This is a genomic window from Pseudoalteromonas nigrifaciens (assembly GCF_002221505.1).
Taxonomy (GTDB): domain Bacteria; phylum Pseudomonadota; class Gammaproteobacteria; order Enterobacterales; family Alteromonadaceae; genus Pseudoalteromonas; species Pseudoalteromonas nigrifaciens.
Genome location: NZ_CP011036.1, coordinates 2,459,989 through 2,479,564, shown reverse-complemented (window position 1 = coordinate 2,479,564; position 19,576 = coordinate 2,459,989). Strand labels below are relative to the sequence as shown.

Sequence of the window (19,576 nt, the reverse complement as noted above, 5' to 3'; positions counted from 1 at the left end):
TTTAAAATAAATGAAGTGCAAAGAGAAATATAATGACGCTTGAGAGAACCGATCGAGTCGAAATCCCAGTATTAGCACTGCGCGATGTAGTGGTATATCCGCACATGGTGATCCCGCTTTTTGTAGGCCGTGAAAAATCAATAAAATGCCTTGAAGCGGCAATGGATAAAGACAAACAAATTTTCTTGGTTGCCCAAAAAGATGCAACCGTAGATGAGCCTGAGCAAGATGATATTTATCGTGTTGGTACTATTGCCACTGTACTTCAGTTATTAAAGTTACCAGACGGTACAGTAAAAGTTTTAGTAGAAGGTACGCAGCGCGCAAAAATTGAAGAATTTATTGATAGCGAAGAATTTTTTGTAGCTAATGCGCAGTTTATTGAATCAGAATCAATAGATGAGCATGAGCAAGATGTGTTTATTCGCAGCGCAATTAGCCAATTTGAAGGCTATGTAAAACTCAATAAAAAAATCCCACCAGAAGTACTTACTTCGGTTTCGGGGATTGACGATCCGGCGCGCCTTGCTGATACCATGGCAGCTCATATGCCATTAAAAGTGCCTGAAAAACAAAAAGTATTAGAAACCTCAAGTGTTACCGAACGCTTAGAATACTTAATGGCGCTAATGGAAGGCGAAATAGATTTACTGCAAGTTGAGAAAAAAATACGTAGCCGCGTTAAAAAGCAAATGGAAAAATCACAGCGCGAGTATTACCTCAATGAGCAAATGAAAGCGATTCAAAAAGAGCTCGGTGAACTTGATGATGTGCCAGATGAGTTTGAAGCGCTGAAAAAGCGTATTGAAGAGTCGGGCATGCCAACCGAAGCAAAAGAAAAAGCGACGGCTGAGTTAAGTAAGCTAAAAATGATGTCGCCAATGTCGGCAGAAGCCAGTGTAGTGCGCTCATACATAGATACACTAATTAGTGTACCGTGGAAAAAACGCTCAAAAGTTAAAAAAGATTTAGCTGGCGCGCAAAAAATACTTGATAGCGACCATTACGGCTTAGAAAAAGTTAAAGAACGTATTTTAGAGTACCTAGCGGTGCAACAACGTACTAACAAGCTTAAAGGGCCTATTTTGTGTCTAGTAGGGCCGCCTGGTGTGGGTAAAACCTCTTTAGGTCAATCTATTGCACGCTCTACCGGCCGTAAGTATATTCGTATGGCGCTTGGCGGTGTACGTGATGAAGCTGAAATTCGTGGCCATCGTCGTACTTACATTGGCTCAATGCCAGGTAAAATGATTCAGAATATGACAAAAGTGGGCGTTAAAAACCCATTGTTTTTACTTGATGAAATCGACAAAATGTCATCAGACATGCGTGGTGATCCCGCATCTGCATTACTTGAGGTGTTAGATCCTGAGCAAAATAGTCATTTTGCCGATCACTACCTAGAAGTTGACTACGATTTGTCGGATGTGATGTTTGTTGCTACATCAAACAGCTTTAACATTCCAGGGCCGTTACTAGATCGAATGGAAGTTATTCGTTTGTCGGGTTACACCGAAGATGAAAAACTAAATATTGCTAAACAGCACTTAATTACCAAGCAAGTTAAGCGTAATGGCTTAAAAGAGCATGAAATTGAGATAGCCGATAGTGCCATTACCGGTATTATTCGTTATTACACGCGTGAAGCGGGTGTACGTAATTTAGAGCGCGAAATATCTAAACTATGTCGTAAAGCGGTTAAAAATATTTTAATCGAAAAAGACACCACAACAGTCACTATCGATGAGCACAACCTAGAGGACTTTTTAGGGGTGCAACGCTTTGATTACGGTAAAGCAGAAGACGGCGACCGTATTGGCCAAGTTACAGGCCTTGCATGGACTGAAGTGGGCGGCGACTTGCTAACTATTGAATGCGCCGCAGTACCAGGTAAAGGTAAGCTTAGCTATACCGGCTCATTAGGTGATGTAATGCAAGAGTCGATACAAGCAGCCATGACAGTAGTACGAAACCGAGCGGAAGAGTTTCGTATTAACAGTGATTTTTATGAAAAGCGCGATATTCATGTACACGTACCAGAAGGCGCAACGCCTAAAGATGGTCCAAGTGCAGGTGCTGCTATGGTAACTGGTTTAGTGTCGAGCTTAACTGGTAATCCGGTACGTGCCGATGTTGCCATGACAGGCGAAATTACATTGCGTGGTGAAGTACTACCAATTGGTGGCTTAAAAGAGAAATTATTAGCAGCGCATCGCGGCGGTATTAAAACGGTTATTATTCCAAAAATTAACGAACGTGACCTAAAAGAGATCCCAGACAACGTATTGGCTGGCCTCGATATTCACCCAGTTACATGGATTGATGAAGTATTAAAACTTGCTTTAGTGCACCCAGTTGATAGTTTTTCAGTCGAAACGCCGAAAAACCGATAAAAAACGCTAAAAAAGTGCTTTTAGGGGCTTTTCAAATCTAAACGGTATGATAAGTTAAGCACTGGTTTTCAAGCCTAGCCCTTATGGTTACTAGGCTTAAGAAAAATATAATCGTATGAGCATAATAGTTTGCTCTAAATTTTCAAAACAGTGATGTTAGTAAAAAACAATCGCTCTTGATAACAACAATTAAAGAGGATGATATTGTGAATAAATCTCAATTAATCGATCAAATCGCAGCTGATGCTGACATTTCTAAAGCGGCTGCAGGTCGTGCACTAGATTCATTTATCGAATCAGTTACTGGCGCACTTAAAGAAGGCGACTCAGTTGCACTTGTTGGTTTTGGTACTTTTTCAGTTCGTGACCGTGCTGCACGTTCAGGCCGTAATCCACAAACTGGCGAAACAATTCAAATTGCTGCTGCAACTATCCCTGCATTTAAAGCAGGTAAAGCACTAAAAGACGCAGTAAACTAATCACTGTTTTAAACACATTAGTTGTGGCGAGTGTAAAAATACTTAATGACCACAGAAGATGAATTAAGTAACTTTACCGCCAGTTACTTCAAGTGAAAAAGCGTATCTGGTAAGATACGCTTTTTTTACATATGACAAGGTAAAAACCTTGCTCAGAAAAGAGATAAACAAATGCTTGAGAAAATCAGAGAAGGTTCGCAAGGACCTATAGCCAAAGTAATTTTAGGCGCCGTGATTTTATCTTTTGCTTTAGCAGGAATTGGTAGTTACCTAGGTCAAACCACAGAACAACCTGTTGCTGAAGTAAATGGTATTAAAATTAGTCAAACCGAATTTAATCGTGCGTTTCAAAATGAACGAGGCCGATTAGAGCAACAGTTTGGTGAATACTTTACCCAAATTGCAGCCGATCCAAATTACATGGCGCAAATACGCCAAGGTGTAATTGACCGTTTAGTACAACAAGAACTGCAAACTCAACTAGCGGCAGAGTTAGGCCTTCGTGTAAGCGATGAAAGTGTAAGACAAACCATTTTAGAATTACCTTATTTTAAAATTGGTGAAAGCTTTAACAACGACCGTTACTTGCAAGTTATTCGTCAAATGAACTTTCAACCAGACTCATTTCGCGAGTATTTACGTAAAGACATGACACGCAGCCAGCTTGTATCTGCTGTTGCGGGAAGTGATTTTGCGCTAAAAAATGAACTTGAGAGTGCCATTGCTCTACAACAACAAACGCGCAGCATTGACTACCTAGTAGTTAATAAAGAAGCAATGCAAGACAGTGTTGTAGTGAGTGAGCAAGAAATAGCTGATTACTATGAATTAAATAGCGGCCAGTTTTTATCTCCTGAGCGTTTATCGGTTAATTACATAGAGCTAAAAGCGCAAGACATTACAGTTGCTTCAGTAACTGAAGATGACGTAAAAGCCTATTACGAACAAAGTAAAGCGCAATACGTTGAGCCTGAAAAGCGTCGTGTTTCGCATATTTTAATTGATAACAGTGAAGACGATGATGCAGCTAAAGCAAAAGCAGAGTCTTTATTAGCGCAATTAAATCAAGGTGCTGATTTTGCCGAGCTAGCAGAATCATCGTCTGATGATATTGTAAGTGGCGAAATGGGTGGCGATTTAGAGTGGATAGAACGTGATGTAATGGATCCTGTTTTTGAAGACGCAGCATTTGCGCTCGAAAATAAAGGTGACTACTCAGACGTTATAGCATCAGAATTTGGTTACCACATTATTAAACTAACCGACCTACAGGCGCAGCAAGTAAAAGCCTACGATGATGTAAAAGCAGATTTACGTGCAGAACTAGAAAAAGCTGAAAAAGTAGATGCATTTTACGAAAAGCAAACAGAAATGGCCGCGCTTGCGTTTGAAATTTCAGACCGCTTAGTTGATGCAGCAGAAGCCGCGGGTGTAGAGATTAAGTCTACTCCACTTGTAGCGCTAAATGAGCTACCAGAGCCGTTAAACAGCCCTGCAGTTATTACAGCATTAACATCAGTTGATTTACTTGAAGATAAAGTAAACTCAGAGCTGATTGAGTTAGGTAATGAGCATGTTATTGTGGTGCGTGTTAATGAACATGAGCCAGCTGCCACTAAAGCACTAAGCGATGTAAGCGAACAAATTAAAGCCAGCTTAGTTAACGAGAAAACATCAGCGCTTGCTAAAGAAAAAGCCCGTACACTCTTTGCAGAAGTACAAGCAGGCAAGAGCTTAAATGACGTTGCCGCTGAGCAAAACCTAACAGTTCGCCAAGAAGCGCAGTTAACGCGTCAGAGCTATACTGTTTCGCCAGCTATTGTGACGCAAACATTTAAAATGGCTCACCCAACTGATTCAGCAATCGTTGAGCTAGTTAATTTAAATAATGGTGATGCTGCGATTGTTGCGCTTAAATCGGTAACGAACGCTGAAGTTGCAGATAATATTGATCCACAAATTCAGCAAAACATTACCATGGCACAAGCAAACAAAAACTACATGGTGTTTATTGAGTCATTAAAAGCTCAAGCGAAAATTAACTTACCAAATGTAGCGCAAGCCGCAGAGTGAAATTCGTAATTAAATAATTAAAAGGCGCTTTTTAAAGCGCCTTTTTTGTTTGTAAAAAAGCAGCTATTAGGAAAAGTAGTTATGAGTAAGAGCAGTTATTACTAAAAGAAGGTGCCAGATATCAGTAAGTGATTAACCGAATTTGGTATTTAGGTTTACAGTTGAAATATTTTTAATGCAGACACCCACCTTAATATTTGTAATATCAGTGTAATTAACTATGCTCTTTTTAGTGCAATAATTAAGCAGGGTGTCACATGGCTATCGCAAGAAAACGTCAGGTAAGTTTGGTCGATACAAAATACTATCACTGTATTTCGCGCTGTGTACGCCGTGCATTTTTATGCGGCGTAGACAACTTTACTAATCAATCGTATGAACATTATTTTTAATGCAGACACCCATCTTAATATTTGTAATATCAGTGTAATTAACTAAGCTCTGGTTAGTGCAATAATTAAGCAAGGTGTCACATGGCTATCGCAAGAAAACGTCAGGTTAGTTTGGTCGATACAAAATACTACCACTGTATTTCGCGCTGTGTACGCCGTGCATTTTTATGCGGCGTAGACAACTTTACTAATCAATCGTATGAACATCGCAGAGGGTGGGTTGAAAGCAAATTACTTGCCCTCGCTAACGTATTTTGTATCGATGTGTGCGCATATGCAGTAATGAGCAACCACACTCATTTGGTACTCTATGTTGATGATAAAAAAGCCAAGCGACTAACCGATAAAGCCATTATTCAGCGGTGGCACAGGCTTTGTAAAGGCACTGTTCTCACTAACAAATATCTGCAAGGTGAAGAGCTAAGTAAAATTGAATGGCTCTTTCTAAATGAAACAATCAGTGAATACCGAGAACGCTTAGCTAATATCAGTTGGTTTATGCGCTTATTAAATGAAGACATTGCGCGCAGAGCTAATAAAGAAGATAACTGTACCGGACGGTTTTGGGAGGGACGTTTTAAATCACAAGCCCTTTTAGATGAAGCCGCATTAATCGCCTGTATGGCATATGTTGACTTAAACCCAATAAGAGCAAAGGCAGCAACAACACCAGAAACATCAGAGCATACCAGCGTAAAAATACGCATTGAAAGTGCCACTGCAGGTAAGCAACCGAAGCAACTCCTGCGCTTTTCAGGTAAATCAAAAAAGCACATGGCGAAAGGATTACCATTTGCGCTTAAATCTTACCTTGAACTAGTAGAATTAACCGGGCGTTGTATACGCGAAGGCAAGAAAGGCCATATTGAGAGTACCACTTTACCCCTGTTACAAAGAGTAAACATTACCCCCGAAAACTGGCTAAAACTCACCACACAATTTAGTCGCGTATTTCATGGTGCAGTAGGTCGCCCAGCGTCACACGAAGGATACTGCGAACACCTAAACAGAAAGCGGCGCACCAACGTTAGTAACTGCGAAAAGCTACTGGCTTAAAATTTTACTTCAAAAACTCTCCGTAATTCCCTCTCACTGTGAAAGCACAGTATTTCGCATGCCTAAAAATGAATAAAAAGCAGTTAAATACAACGTTATCTGAATAAGCAGAGGTGTTTTAAAAATTAAGGATGCTTTTAAGCCTAGCAATGTTTGTTTAGATAAAGACTGAAGGGATTAATAATTAGAGTGGGTGTCATTTTAATTTTTTAACATTTTAGTTTTTCAGACGTTCAGGTTTAATTATGTTCTAAATCAAACCTAAACGCGTACTCTTTTACGTATTGAAGTTAGTTTTTTCTTGGACTTTCTCATCAACAACTCAATAATTTTTGCGTTATTTTCGATTGGGGATTTTGGAATATTGCTTCGGTGGGGCCGTATTCAACAATTTCGCCTCGTTCTAGTACTACCAGTTGGTCGCTAATATGGCGGACTAAACTAAGGTGATGGGTTATTAATATATAGGTTAATCCGGTTTCAAGTTGTAGCTTTAGTAATAAATTAACTATTTGTGCGCGTACAGAGGGGTCTAGAGATGAAAGTGCTTCATCGAGTACAACGACCTTAGGATCTAATATAAGTGCGCGAGCAAGCGCTACACGCTGTAATTGCCCTATGCTGAACATGTGCGGATAATATTGTTGATGATCTACTAATAACCCCACTTTTAACATGGTGCTGTCTATTTTTTCGGCGCGTTGTTGTTTGTCAAAATCGGTATTAAATTGCAGGCAATCATCGAGCATGTCGGCAATAGTCAGTGCCGGGTTTAGCGAGGTTGCTGAGTCTTGAAAAATCATTCTGATATGGCGACATTGTGGATCGCGAATGCCGTTATTTTCGATTATGTTGTTTTCGAGTAAAATTTGCCCGCTATCAGCGCTATCGGCTCCGGCAAGTAATTTTGCTAGGGTACTTTTTCCGGCACCCGTTTCACCAATTATGGCTATGGTTTCGCCTTTGCCAACACTAAACGAAATATTTTTAAGTACTGCAAATTTTTTACGGCTAAATAATCCAGCCCGTAAATTAAAGCTTTTTGATAATGCTTGTACTTTTAGTAAGGGTTGCACTATTTCATCTCCTTGATCAGCGGAAAATGACACGCATAACTATGCCCTTGGTGTTTAGTTAGCTTTGGCGCAATAACACATTCTCTTTGTGCTTGCGGGCAACGCGGCCCTAACCGACAACCAATTGGTAAATGTTGCAGCGTAGGAATGGTGCCTTTAAGCGCGTAAAAAGGCTCTTTATGCGCCAAACCATGTTCGTAATCGGGTAGGCTTTTTAGTAGTGCTTGCGTATAAGGGTGGCGTGGTTGGCTAAAAATACGATGCGTTGGGCCTGCTTCAACCATTTGTCCACAATATAAAACATGAATAGTATGCGACCAGTTAACAATTTCTTCTAGCTCATGAGAAATCATTAAAATAGACATGTTTTTTAACTGATTTAAGCTTTTTAACAATCTAAATACTTGTGCACGGGTGGTGCTTTCAAGTGCGGTGGTGGGCTCATCTGCAATTAATAATTTTGGCGTACGCGCAATTGCCATAGCAATCATCACTTTTTGGCACACCCCTTCTGAAAGCTCGTGGGGGTAGCTGCTAAGTATTTCTTCGTGGTTTTTAATACCGACTTTATGAATAAGTGCTTTTACTCTGTCTTTGCGCTCGCGATTACGCTTTAAGAAAAACCCTTTACTTGCTACCTCAGGTAAGGTTTCGGCTATTTGATCAAATATTTTAGCGGTAGGGTCAAGGCAGCGACTCGGATCTTGATAGATCATTGCTATGTCTTGGCTCACTACTTTACGGCGTTGTTCTGGGGTTAAACGCATTAAGTCTACCTCGCGCCAATGCACTCTATCAGCTGTTATTACCCAGCGTTCATTAAGCACTCCTACAATTGCTTTGGCGATTAAGCTCTTCCCAGAACCAGATTCACCCACCAAAGCATGTACTTCGCCTTCTTTTAAGCTAAAGCTCACTCTGTCTACGGCCCTAATAACGGTTTCAGAGGTATGTAATTCAATGGTTAAGTTTCGAACATCAAGTAATTGCATTTAATCAGCCTTACGCGCTTGTAAAACTTGGCGAAGTCCATCGCCTACTAAGTTTGTTGACAGTACCGCTAAAAACAACAGTACGCCTGGTAGGGCTACAGTCCAGGGGGCTAAATATATAAGCCCGAGGTTTTCGGCTAAAATTGCACCCCATTCGGTTGTAGGTGGTTGCGCGCCTAATTTTAAAAAACCTAAAGCGGCTATATCTAAAATAGCAGTAGAGAGCGCCATGGTAAAAATAACCACTATATATTCATATATATTAGGGTAAATCCCTCGCGACAATATATGCCAATTAGAGGCGCCATCGAGCCGATAAGCGGTGATGTAATCTTTACTCAGCTCATCTACAATTAAGTTGCGAATAGAGTGAATAAATTGCGGCAGCAGTGCCAAAATAATTGCCCATACGGTATTCATTAAACCTGGGCCTAATATCGCTATAATAATAATTGCCAGCAACAACGACGGAATAGAAAGCGTTATATCCAGTAAGTGATTTAAAAAACTGGAGCGAAGCCCACGACTAATACCAGCAAAAGTGCCTACGAGTAAGCCAATGACAGTGGTTAAAAACGCTGCAATAATTGATAAGCCAAATGTATACGTTGCGCCGTTCATTAATCTAGAAAGCACATCGCGGCCTAAATCGTCGGTGCCTAAAAGAAAACGTACGTCACCCATTTCGCGCCACGAGGGCGGAATAAGTAAGGCATCACTATGTTGCTGATTAACCCCATAAGGGGCTAAAAAAGGTGCACTGGCGGCCAGTAAAGCAAAAGCAATAAACACCCATAAACCAACGAGTGCAGGGTGGTTGGTTTTAAATTTTCGCCACAGCCGTGCTAGGGGCGATTTATTCGACTCTTCAGAAAATAAGTTAAACTTTGCCATGAGCTTGGTTCCGTGAGAGTGGGTCGAATAGAGTATAAATTAGCTCTGCGATTATGGTGGCAAAAATAATAAATAAAGAAACCGCCATTAAGCCACCTTGTATAGCGGGGTAATCACGCTGATAAATACTATCAATTAACCAGCGGCCAATCCCAGGCCACGAAAAAATAATTTCAGTGATCATTGCCAGCGTAATAAGCGTGCTAAATTGTAAACCAATTTGCTTAATTACCGGTAACAATGCATTACGCAGCGCATGGTGCATTATAAGTTGCCTGCGATTAAGGCCTTTTGCGCGCGCTGTTTTAATAAAGTTTTGATCCATTACTTTAAGCATAGATTCGCGAGTAAAGCGTATTAATACCGTAGTGGGGTACATAGCCAGTACTATGGTAGGCAAGGTAAGGTGGTGTAAGGCGTCAATAAAAGCCATGCCCTGGTACGGAAAGCTTGCCAAGCTAATATCAATTAAAATAAAGCCAGTAGTGGGTGGTATTTCATAGAGTAAGCTCATTCTTCCTGACATTGGAAACCAACCCAGTTGCAATGAAAATAGCATAATGAGTAATAATGCTAACCAAAAAATAGGCATGGAATAGCCTATCATAGTGGTAGAGGAAATAAGCTTATCGGGCCATTGTTTATAATAAGCAGAGGCTAATATGCCTGTAGGAACACCAATAACAACCGAAACAAACAGCGCGTATATACTAAGCTCGAGTGTGGCAGGAATTAAGTCGAGTATTTGCGAAAACACGCTATCTCCAGAGGCAAACGACAGTCCCCAATCACCTTGCAATATACGCCCTAAAAAAGCGATATATTGCATAAAATAATTACTATTATATAAATACTTATCTTCTAACTGGGTGTGTTGCGCAAAGTTATTACTGGGAATACCGCTTAAATTACTTAATGCATCGCCAGGAAATAAAAAGCTCAGTAAAAAAGTAAAAACGCTAAGCATTAATACCATAAAAACAAATAAACCAATGCGGCGTAAAATATAATCTAAGCGCATTATTTTTTCCTCGCATTAGCAAGCGAAATAGCACCAAATGGGCCGAGCGTTATGCCCTCTACATCAGCACTGCTTGCCTGAAAACGCATGCCGTGGGCTATTGGTATTAAAGGTAGCTCATTAATAATCATGCTTTGTGCAGCGTCATAATATTGTTTACGCAGTGCTATATCGGTTGTACTAAGCGCTTGGTTAAGTAAAGAGTCAAATTGTGGGTTACACCAATTTGCGGCATTTTTACCACTAAAGGTGGCCGTGCAACTTAGCAAAGGGCTAAAAAAGTTATCAGGGTCGGGCGTATCGGCAGCCCAGCCAAGCAGTACGCTGTCGTGTCGGTGCTCGCCAACACGCTGAATAAAGGTATTCCATTCGTATTCTATAATACTCACTTTAACCCCTATTTTACGTAAATCACTTTGCATTAGCTCGGCCATTTTACGGGCATTAGGATTATAAATACGACTCACTGGCATGGCCCAAATGTTCATGTTAAAGCCATTAGGTAAGCCAGCTTCAATAAGTAATTTTTTGGCTAAAGCAGGGTCAAAATTTGGAATGTTAGCTTGTGGTTCAAACGCCCACGAGGTGGGTGGTAAAATTGATTGAGCGCGAATACCATTGCCGTAATACACAGCCTGCATTATTTTATCTACGTCAATTGCATGAGCGAGTGCTTGTCGTACTCGTATATCGTCAAAAGGGGGGCGCTCAGTATTAAATGCCCAGTAGCCAATATTTAAGTTGGTTTCTTTTTCTACATTAATGTCGTCGCGCTGGGCTAAAATACTCAATTGCGCGCTACTTGGATGAGCGGTGACATCACATTCTTTGGTGAGCATTTTAGCTATACGCGTGGTGCCGTTAGGGGTAATGTCGTAAACCAATTGATCCAGTACCACGTCGTGTTTCCAATAAACTGGGTTTTTATAAAAGCGCACTAAATGGTCGCGCCTATACTCTTTATAAATATACGGGCCTGTGCCTACTGGGTAGTGATCAAACAAATTGGTTTGTTCGCTGGCTTTTAGTTGCATGGCATATTCTTGTGACAATACAACAGCAAAATCGGTGGCCATATTGGCTAAAAAGCTACTTTCGGCATTAAACAACTCAAACCGTACTTGATAGTCAGACACACGTACAATTTTACGAATAAGCTGATCAATTCCTACACTCTGAAAGTAAGGATAATTAGCATCGCCAACAAAGTGATACGGATTATAAACATCAAATAAGCGGCTAAAAGTAAAAATAACATCGTCGGCGTTAAAATCCCGCGACGGCGTAAAGTACGCCGTGGTATGAAATTTTACGTCTTTACGTAAGGTAAAAGTAATCGATTTACCGTCTTTACTCGTTTTCCAATCGGTGGCTAATTCACTTTGAAATTCAGCAGTAACAGGGTCAATGCTAATTAGGCGGTCGTATAATTGATTGGCAATAATATCTATAGTTGAGCCTGTCGTTGTTACCTGCGGATTAAACGACACAGGGTTTGCTTCAGCGCAATAAACTAAGCCTTGGTTTTTTTCTTTTAAGATTTCTTCTTTACTATCTATACACCCTATAAGGCTGGTTGATAGCAAAGCAAGTAATAATTTATGCACCTGCGTAACCTCTAACTATTATTGAACTATAACTAAGTAAACTGAAACTCACCCCTTGGTGTCGCTTGGGTATAGCAAGTTATATTTTTTCAGATAGCCACGTAATTGATGATACGTCAAACCCAGTACTTCTGCAGTTTTCTTTTGATTAAATTGGCTATGCTCTAAAGCTTTGTTAATCATTAAAATTTCAAAGTCGTTAGAGAGTTTTTTTAAGCTACATGGAAACTCAGTATTAATAGGCGCTGCACTTGGTAGTGCTTGAGCAACCGGCGCTGCGGCAACCGCTGGCTCAGGAGTATTAATGTTATTATTAACAAAAGCAGTAGGCTTTACTCGTGGTTTTGGCCTAAAACGGCTTTCAAATGGGTCTAAAATAATCTGATGAACGGGGATCTGTTCACTCCCATGGCGATACAAACTGCGCTCAACCACATTTTTTAGCTCTCGAATATTACCAGGCCAATCATAACTAAGCAGTGTTTCTGTGGCACTACGGGTAAAACCGCTAAACAATTGCCACTCTAAATCGCGCGCCATATTCATTGCAAACTGCTCTGCAAGCAGCATTATATCGCCTTGGCGTTCACGCAGTGGGGGAAGGGTTATTACATCAAAAGCCAGGCGGTCGAGCAAATCGCTTCTAAACTCACCTTGCTGTGCTAAATAAGGTAAATCTTCGTTAGTAGCGCACACTAAACGCGTATCTACTTTTATTGTTTGTTTACCGCCTACACGCTCAAATTCACCGTACTCTATAACGCGTAGCAATTTTTCTTGTACCATTTCGGAGGTGTTTGCTAGCTCATCTAAAAATAAAGTACCGCTGTTTGCACGTTCAAAGCGGCCTTCGTGGCGTTTACTAGCGCCAGTAAAAGCACCACTTTCATGGCCAAATAATTCACTTTCGAGCAGGTTTTCGTTAAGCGCCGCACAGTTGAGCTTTACATAGTTTTGATCCCAACGTTTAGATAAAAAGTGTAAACGTGCTGCAATTAACTCTTTACCTGTGCCACGCTCACCAATAATAAGCACTGGTTTATCTAGGTTAGCTAACTGCGATACCTGATCAAGTACCGATAAAAAGCTATCAGATTGGCCGAGTAAGTTATCTTGTTGGCGATATTGGCTCATATTTCCTAACTCTTAGTCATTTTTACTAACAGTTAGTGTATTTCATAATGGGAGATAACTAAAGTAATTTGTAATTTGAGTTTAACTCTATGAATAAATTATGTATTTTAACTTTTATAAAGTTGGCAAGCATATTGATACAGTTATAGCAGACAAACTAAGTTTAAATTATAGAGGTAAATGTTATGGGAATTTTTTCACGTTTTGCAGACATTGTTAATTCTAATATCAATGCCATTTTAGATAAAGCAGAAGACCCAGAAAAAATGGTTCGTCTGATTATTCAAGAAATGGAAGACACCTTGGTAGAGGTTCGCTCTACGTCAGCTAAAACACTCGCTGAGCGAAAAGAATTAGTACGTCGCGTTGATACACTTAAAGCGCAAATGAATGATTGGCAAGACAAAGCTGAACTAGCGCTAAGCAAAGATCGTGACGATTTAGCACGTGCCGCTTTACTCGAAAAGCAAAAGTCAGCCGAAGCTGTAGCCTCAGTCGAGGGTGAACTTGAGCATGTAGGCTCACACATCGAAAAGTTACAACAAGAAGTAACCACGCTACAAGAAAAGCTAGCAGATGCTAAAGCTCGTCAAAAAGCGATTATATTACGTCAGCGTTCGGCTGAGTCGCGCCTTGAAGTTAAAAAAGCACTTGATAGCTCAAAGGTAGAAGATGCACTTAATCGTTTTGAGCGTTACGAAACTAAAATAGATGGACTAGAATCTCAAATAGAGTCGTACGATTTAGGCAAAAAAACCTTAGCAGATGAAATTGCCGAACTGCAAAAAAACGAAAAGGTAGACGATGAGTTAGCTGAGCTTAAAAAGAAGCTAGCAGATAAGTAACGTATAGCTAACGCATACCAATAATAATATAAGGGGCCCATGTGCCCCTACTTAAAACACTAATACGGATAGTCAGGAGAGGGTTATGTTTGATCCAGAAATACTCGTAGCACCATTTATTTTATTTATGATTTTTGTAGCGCCATTGTGGTTAATATTGCACTACCGTAGCAAAAAACAAGTAAGCCAAGGGTTAAGTGAACACGAGCATCGCCAGTTATTAGAGCTTGCTCAAAAGGCTGAAAAAATGGCAGAGCGAGTTGAAACACTCGAAGCATTACTTGATCAAGAGTCGCCACAGTGGAGGCGTAAAGTATGAGTACCAAACGTGAATTATTAAGAGATCCGCAGCGCGGAAAAATAGCCGGCGTATGCGCTGGGCTAAGCGATTATTTTAATATGGAATTATGGTTAGTTCGTATTATATTTGTTAGTGCGGTATTACTAACTGGCGGCCCTTTATTTGTGGTAGCGTATATTGCAGCCTGGTTTATTTTAGATAAAAAAGAACCCACTAGCGCCTATAAAACAAATTCAACTAACTATGGCGATCCGCTAGAAGTGAAATTTAAAGTATGGCAAAAAGGCGAGCCACCGCGCCGCGCATTGCAAGACTTAAAATAGCGTTTAACACGCGTAGATACGCGCCTACAAAATATAGAACGCTATGTTACTTCTACTGAATTTACGGTGAGCCGTGAAATTAACAAACTTTAAAGGATTTAATAGCACGGCAACTACACATTAAACAGTAAGTGAAGTGCTAAACCATTATGAGTCGTACTTCATTTGCAAAAAAGACCTTTACCAGTATTAAAGGCAAAGCACAAAAAGCATTGCATCGCAGCTTAGATCAGCATGTAAAACTGGCTGTAACAGGTTTGAGTGGCAGCGGCAAAACAGCGTTTATTACCGCATTAGTTAAACACTTAACAAGCCAAGCGAGTGATAAAAACCTGCCTTTTTTTGATGTAATGCGCGAGCGCCGTCACATTGCCACTAAAGTAGTGCCGCAAGAGGCGCTTAAAGTGCCCACATTTAATTATACTCGAGCATTAAATGCGTTACTCCCCAGTGACGGCGAGCCAACATGGCCGCCTTCAACCGAGCGCATAAATACGCTGCGTTTAGCTATTAAGTATCAAAGTAACGCTGGGCTGCGTGGCCATTTTTCACCGCAATCAACACTTTATTTAGATATTATTGACTACCCCGGCGAGTGGTTGCTTGATTTACCTATGCTGGAGCAAAGTTATGCACAGTGGTGCGAGCTGCAATATCCGCTATTAACGCAGCATTTGCGGGTGCATACCTCAAGTGAGTTTTTAACAGCCGTTGAGCAACTCGACCTAAATGCGCCGGTAGATGAAAGCGCACTTGCGCATATTGCACAGCTTTATCAAAGCATGTTGGTAGGGCTTAAAAAAGACACTAAATTAGCTATGCTGCAACCTGGGCGCATGTTAATGCCAGGCGATTTACAAGGCGCGCCATTGCTATTGTTTTTTCCAGTATCGGGTGAGATAAATAGTAATAACCTAGTTGCAGGCTCTAACTTAGCGCATTTAATTAAACGCTTTAACGCCTACGTTAAAGAGGTTGTAAAGCCCTTTTATAACGAACACTTTCGCCATTTTGATCGCCAAATAGTGTTAGTGGATGTGCTTAGTGCCTTAAACGAAGGGCATGCAACCTTGCAAGAGCAAAGTAGTGTTATTAATCAGTTATTGGCGCACTTTAGTTATGGTGAATCGGGCTTTTTTAAACGCTTATTTAAACCTAATATAGATAAAATATTATTTGCCGCTAATAAATCAGATCATATAACCGCTAAGCATCATAAAGATTTAGCACTATTACTCGACTCATTAGTGCACGAGCAAAGTAATCATTTAAAGTTTGATGGTGTGCAAATAGAAACCATGGCTATGTCGTCAATTACCGCAACACAGCCGCGCCAAGTAACCGACAAAGGCCAAACGCTAGACTGCATTTATGGCAAGCCACTTAACGAGCCTGATTGGCTAACCTACTTACCGCCACAGCCGCCTAATAGAATGCTTAATAAAAGTGAATGGCCAGCGCAAGGGTTCGAGTTTTTATCGTTTTCGCCAATGCCAAGCCCAGATAAGCAGTTAAAACATATTCGATTAGATCATGTGATGCAGTACCTGTTAGGAGACAAGTTAGCATGAGTGAATCAAACCAAGAGTTTCAAGCAGGACGTCGTATAAATACCCAGAGTATGGAGCAAAACGAACCTGAATTGGCGCCTGCAAAAATAATTGAACATGGACAAAGTGATTACCAAGAAGATAATGACGAAGCGCTAGAGCCAGAAATTGACCTAGCGCCAGTATATAAAAAGTCAAAATGGCAAACGCTCAAAGGCATTTTTGTTGTTAGTTTTATAGTGCTGGTATTGCTAGAGTTCGCTTTTTCATTGGTACTGGCTTTTCAACAGTCGATTATTTTAGGCAGTATATATTTAACCGCTGTAGTGAGTGGGGTGTTGCTTATCGGGCGCTTATTATGGCGCGAATACCGAATGCTGCGCAGTTTAAAACGTAACCAGTTACATCGCCATGAAGCCGACAGGCTGTTAAATAGCGAGCAAGTAGGCGGCGCATTACCTTGGCTTGAAAAACTAAATAAACATCAGCAACTTGATAACTTTGAAACTTTTAAAAATCAAGTGGCAACGCATCACAGCGATAAAGAAATAATGACGCTGTACGCCAATAGTTTATTAATAACGCAAGATACCCAAGCTAAAAAGCTAATTAATCGCTTTGCAACTGAATCGGCGTTACTAGTTGCGCTTAGCCCGCTGGCGCTGGTGGATATGATGGCTGTGCTGTGGCGTGGTACTAAGTTAATAGAGCAAATAGGAAAAATTTACGGGATTGGTTTTGGTTACGCAAGTCGCATAAAACTGTATCGCATGCTAATAAAGCAAGTAATGTTTGTGGGCAGTGCCGAGCTTATTTCTGATTTAGCTGCAACCGCGCTAAGCGCCGAGTTATTAGGTAAGCTTTCAGGGCGAGCAGCACAGGGCTTAAGTGCCGGTATATTTACCGCGCGCATTGGCTACAAAGCAATGGAACTAAGCCGCCCATTACCTCGGCTTGAAAATAAACGCAATTTATTAAAAAGTACGGTACAAAATATTGCTAGTAAAATTATTAGCCGTAAAAAGCCCGAGACAACGGAATAAGCAGTATTAAGAAATACTTGGCAATATTTATGTACAGCTAAAAGTATAAATATTGCACAAGTAGCCATCTGAGCATCCGGGATGCTTGTGCTTTGAATGCCCATACGTTTTGATTGAAGGCTAATACCCAATAACAATCAAAATAAGAGAGTATTCAATGAGCAAGCATCATATAAACACCCAATGTATTCACGGCCCGCAAAAAGCAAACGACCCTCACGGCGCACTCACTTCTCCTTTGTATCAAACCTCAACTTTTCATTTTGAAAATGCAGCGCAAGGTGCAGCACGTTTTGCTGGCGATGAGCCGGGCTATATTTATACCCGCCTAGGCAACCCAACTACTACCGAGCTTGAACAAAAAGTAGCGCAATTAGAGGGCTGTGAAGCGGCTGCAGCAACGGCAACTGGTATGGGGGCGGTATCGGCCTCAGTACTTAGCTTTTTATCGCAAGGGGATCATTTAATTGCATCGAGTGCTTTATATGGGTGTACCTTTGCGTTTTTCTCGCACATGTTGCCGCGCTGGGGAATAGAAGTCACCTTTGTTGATATGACCAACGAGGATGAACTACGCGCTGCAATTAAACCCAATTCAAAAATGATATTTGTAGAAACGCCCATTAACCCCACTATGGCGGTTATCGATTTAGCATTAATTGGCGCCGTTGCAAAGCAGCACAACTTAATTAGCGTGGTCGACAACACCTTTTTAACGCCATTACTACAATCACCTAAGCAGTACGGTATCGATATTATAGTACACAGTGCTACCAAATATTTAAACGGCCATGGCGATGTGGTAGCGGGCATTGTATGTGGATCTATGGAGCATATAACGCTAATAAAAATGACGGTGCTTAAAGACATTGGCGCCACTATAAGCCCGCACGATGCTTGGCTTATTAATAGAGGTTTAAAAACCATCGCCATAAGAATTGAGCGCCACTGTATCAGCGCACAAACAATTGCCGAATACTTAGAAGCGCACCCACAAGTAAGTAAAGTTTACTATCCTGGGCTTAAATCGCACCCTGGATATAAATTTATTGGCAAACAAATGAAAGCGGCAGGCGGTGTTATTGCTTTTGAGCTAAAAGGTAGTTTGCAGCAGGGGGCGCAATTCATTGATAGTATGCGGCTTTGTACAATTGCCGTAAGTTTAGGCGACGCTGAAACACTTATTCAACATCCAGCCTCTATGACCCATTCACCTTACACACCAGAGGAAAGACTCGCTGCAGGTATTAGCGATGGATTAATTAGGCTTTCGGTTGGACTTGAAGATGTTAACGATATTATTGCTGATCTTCATCAGGCATTTACTCAAATAAATTAGAGTGTATTTAATTGTGTACGATATTTTGCATCTTTAAAGCTTGTAATTGCTAGGTTGTTTTAAATTATTTACTTGCGTGTAATTTTAAGTGTACAAGATGGCTGATCGTGGCTAATACAGATGTAGCCCAAGCTATTAAACTTTTGTTCACTTTTGCATAGTATGGCTGCAATCGGTATCCAAGTTACTTGGGTATCACCCTGACACCGGTTTCGGGTTAATCCCAAAGAAGGTACTAATGGCTAAAGCAAGTAAATACACCTCCAAAACACCAGATGAAAATGGCGTTATACATTGGAGCGATGAAGAAAATAAAATTTGGTCTGAGCTCGTAGCGCGCCAACTTGCGTGCATTGAAGGCAAAGCCTGTAACGAATATATGGAAGGTTTAAAAAAAATAAACCTGCCACACGATCGTATTCCGCAACTTAGTGAGCTAAACGAAGTACTGCTAGCCACTACCGGTTGGCAAGTAGCGCCAGTGCCGGCACTTATCGACTTTGATGAGTTTTTTCGGTTACTGGCCAATAAGCAATTTCCGGTGGCGACTTTTATTCGTAGCCGGGATGAGTTTGATTACCTACAAGAACCCGATGTGTTTCATGAAATATTTGGTCACTGCGCTATGCTTACTAACCCTGATTTTGCAGAGTTTACGCATAAATACGGAAAACTTGGCTACGCGGCAGAGAAAAAAGATCGTGTATACCTAGCGCGCATGTACTGGTTTACCGTTGAATTTGGTTTAATGCAAACCGATAATGGTTTGCGTATATACGGCGGTGGTATTTTATCAAGCCCAGGAGAAACCCAGTACGTATACTCAAGCACGCCAGAAATTACGCCAATGAGTGTATTAGATGTGCTGCGTACCCCGTACCGAATTGATATTATGCAACCGCAGTACTACACCATAAATTCGATTCATGATCTGTTTGATATATCGCAAATGGATATAATGGCTTTGGTTGAACAAGCAAAAGAACTTGGCTTGCACGACCCAAAATTTTCACCAAAAGAAAAATTAGCTAGTTAACTTTAATATAAAAAGTAACGCT

15 protein-coding genes and 3 pseudogenes are annotated in these 19,576 nt (G+C 40.8%); 12 read left to right on the top strand and 6 right to left on the bottom strand.

Annotated features, from left to right (window positions below; genetic code table 11):
• The first annotated feature begins 32 nt into the window (after positions 1–32).
• The 5 genes and pseudogenes from lon to PNIG_RS11830 all read left to right on the top strand — a co-directional run bounded on the left by lon (position 33) and on the right by PNIG_RS11830 (position 6,393).
• Positions 33–2,393, top strand: coding sequence for an endopeptidase La (lon, locus tag PNIG_RS11850; RefSeq protein ID WP_011328718.1), 2,361 nt, complete (start codon positions 33–35; stop codon positions 2,391–2,393).
• Positions 2,394–2,563: 170 nt separating this feature from the next.
• Positions 2,564–2,872: pseudogene (locus tag PNIG_RS11845) on the top strand (HU family DNA-binding protein); the annotation flags it as partial.
• A 171-nt stretch (positions 2,873–3,043) separates the two neighbouring features.
• Positions 3,044–4,945, top strand: coding sequence for a SurA N-terminal domain-containing protein (locus PNIG_RS11840; protein ID WP_089368565.1), 1,902 nt, complete (start codon positions 3,044–3,046; stop codon positions 4,943–4,945).
• A 257-nt stretch (positions 4,946–5,202) separates the two neighbouring features.
• Positions 5,203–5,328 (top strand): annotated as a pseudogene (locus PNIG_RS11835) (transposase); the annotation flags it as partial.
• Positions 5,329–5,418: 90 nt separating this feature from the next.
• Positions 5,419–6,393, top strand: coding sequence for a transposase (locus tag PNIG_RS11830; protein ID WP_089368564.1), 975 nt, complete (start codon positions 5,419–5,421; stop codon positions 6,391–6,393).
• A 314-nt stretch (positions 6,394–6,707) separates the two neighbouring features.
• On the opposite strand, the gene PNIG_RS11825 is transcribed toward PNIG_RS11830, so the two are convergent.
• From PNIG_RS11825 to pspF, 6 genes are read right to left on the bottom strand one after another with little or no spacing between them, the layout of a single operon-like run.
• Positions 6,708–7,469 (bottom strand): ATP-binding cassette domain-containing protein, encoded by a 762-nt coding sequence (locus PNIG_RS11825; RefSeq protein WP_011328713.1) that lies wholly within the window; start codon positions 7,467–7,469, stop codon positions 6,708–6,710.
• Positions 7,469–8,461, bottom strand: coding sequence for a peptide ABC transporter ATP-binding protein (locus PNIG_RS11820; RefSeq protein WP_089368563.1), 993 nt, complete (start codon positions 8,459–8,461; stop codon positions 7,469–7,471). The genes PNIG_RS11825 and PNIG_RS11820 overlap by 1 nt, the downstream gene beginning before the upstream one ends.
• A complete protein-coding gene (locus tag PNIG_RS11815) occupies positions 8,462–9,355 on the bottom strand; it encodes an ABC transporter permease subunit (RefSeq protein WP_011328711.1) in 894 nt (297 codons plus the stop codon).
• Positions 9,342–10,376 (bottom strand): ABC transporter permease, encoded by a 1,035-nt coding sequence (locus PNIG_RS11810; RefSeq protein WP_089368562.1) that lies wholly within the window; start codon positions 10,374–10,376, stop codon positions 9,342–9,344. Before PNIG_RS11810 ends, PNIG_RS11815 begins: the two co-directional genes overlap by 14 nt.
• The gene (locus PNIG_RS11805) at positions 10,376–11,983 is read right to left on the bottom strand and encodes an ABC transporter substrate-binding protein (protein ID WP_011328709.1); all 1,608 of its coding nucleotides are present in this window, start codon (positions 11,981–11,983) and stop codon (positions 10,376–10,378) included. Before PNIG_RS11805 ends, PNIG_RS11810 begins: the two co-directional genes overlap by 1 nt.
• Before the next feature lie 48 nt (positions 11,984–12,031).
• Positions 12,032–13,117 (bottom strand): phage shock protein operon transcriptional activator, encoded by a 1,086-nt coding sequence (pspF, locus tag PNIG_RS11800; RefSeq protein ID WP_086997934.1) that lies wholly within the window; start codon positions 13,115–13,117, stop codon positions 12,032–12,034.
• A 185-nt stretch (positions 13,118–13,302) separates the two neighbouring features.
• Here pspF and pspA point away from each other — a divergent pair, with 185 nt between their 5' ends.
• The 7 genes and pseudogenes from pspA (at position 13,303) to phhA (ending at position 19,554) form a co-directional block, all read left to right on the top strand.
• Entirely contained in the window at positions 13,303–13,962 is a 660-nt protein-coding gene (gene pspA / locus PNIG_RS11795) for a phage shock protein PspA (RefSeq protein ID WP_041454499.1), read from the top strand.
• An 85-nt stretch (positions 13,963–14,047) separates the two neighbouring features.
• On the top strand, positions 14,048–14,281 hold the full coding sequence (pspB, locus tag PNIG_RS11790) for an envelope stress response membrane protein PspB (RefSeq protein WP_089368561.1): 234 nt from the start codon (positions 14,048–14,050) through the stop codon (positions 14,279–14,281).
• A pseudogene (pspC, locus tag PNIG_RS11785) lies at positions 14,278–14,679 on the top strand (envelope stress response membrane protein PspC). The gene pspB and the pseudogene pspC overlap by 4 nt, the downstream one beginning before the upstream one ends.
• Before the next feature lie 56 nt (positions 14,680–14,735).
• Positions 14,736–16,157, top strand: a complete 1,422-nt coding sequence (locus tag PNIG_RS11780; RefSeq protein WP_086997937.1) for a YcjX family GTP-binding protein — start codon at positions 14,736–14,738, stop codon at positions 16,155–16,157.
• On the top strand, positions 16,154–17,179 hold the full coding sequence (locus tag PNIG_RS11775; protein WP_011328703.1) for a YcjF family protein: 1,026 nt from the start codon (positions 16,154–16,156) through the stop codon (positions 17,177–17,179). Before PNIG_RS11780 ends, PNIG_RS11775 begins: the two co-directional genes overlap by 4 nt.
• 157 nt (positions 17,180–17,336) lie before the next feature.
• Positions 17,337–18,518, top strand: coding sequence for a methionine gamma-lyase (megL, locus tag PNIG_RS11770; protein WP_089368560.1), 1,182 nt, complete (start codon positions 17,337–17,339; stop codon positions 18,516–18,518).
• Between the two features lie 238 nt (positions 18,519–18,756).
• On the top strand, positions 18,757–19,554 hold the full coding sequence (gene phhA, locus PNIG_RS11765; RefSeq protein WP_011328701.1) for a phenylalanine 4-monooxygenase: 798 nt from the start codon (positions 18,757–18,759) through the stop codon (positions 19,552–19,554).
• Positions 19,555–19,576 lie beyond the last annotated feature (22 nt).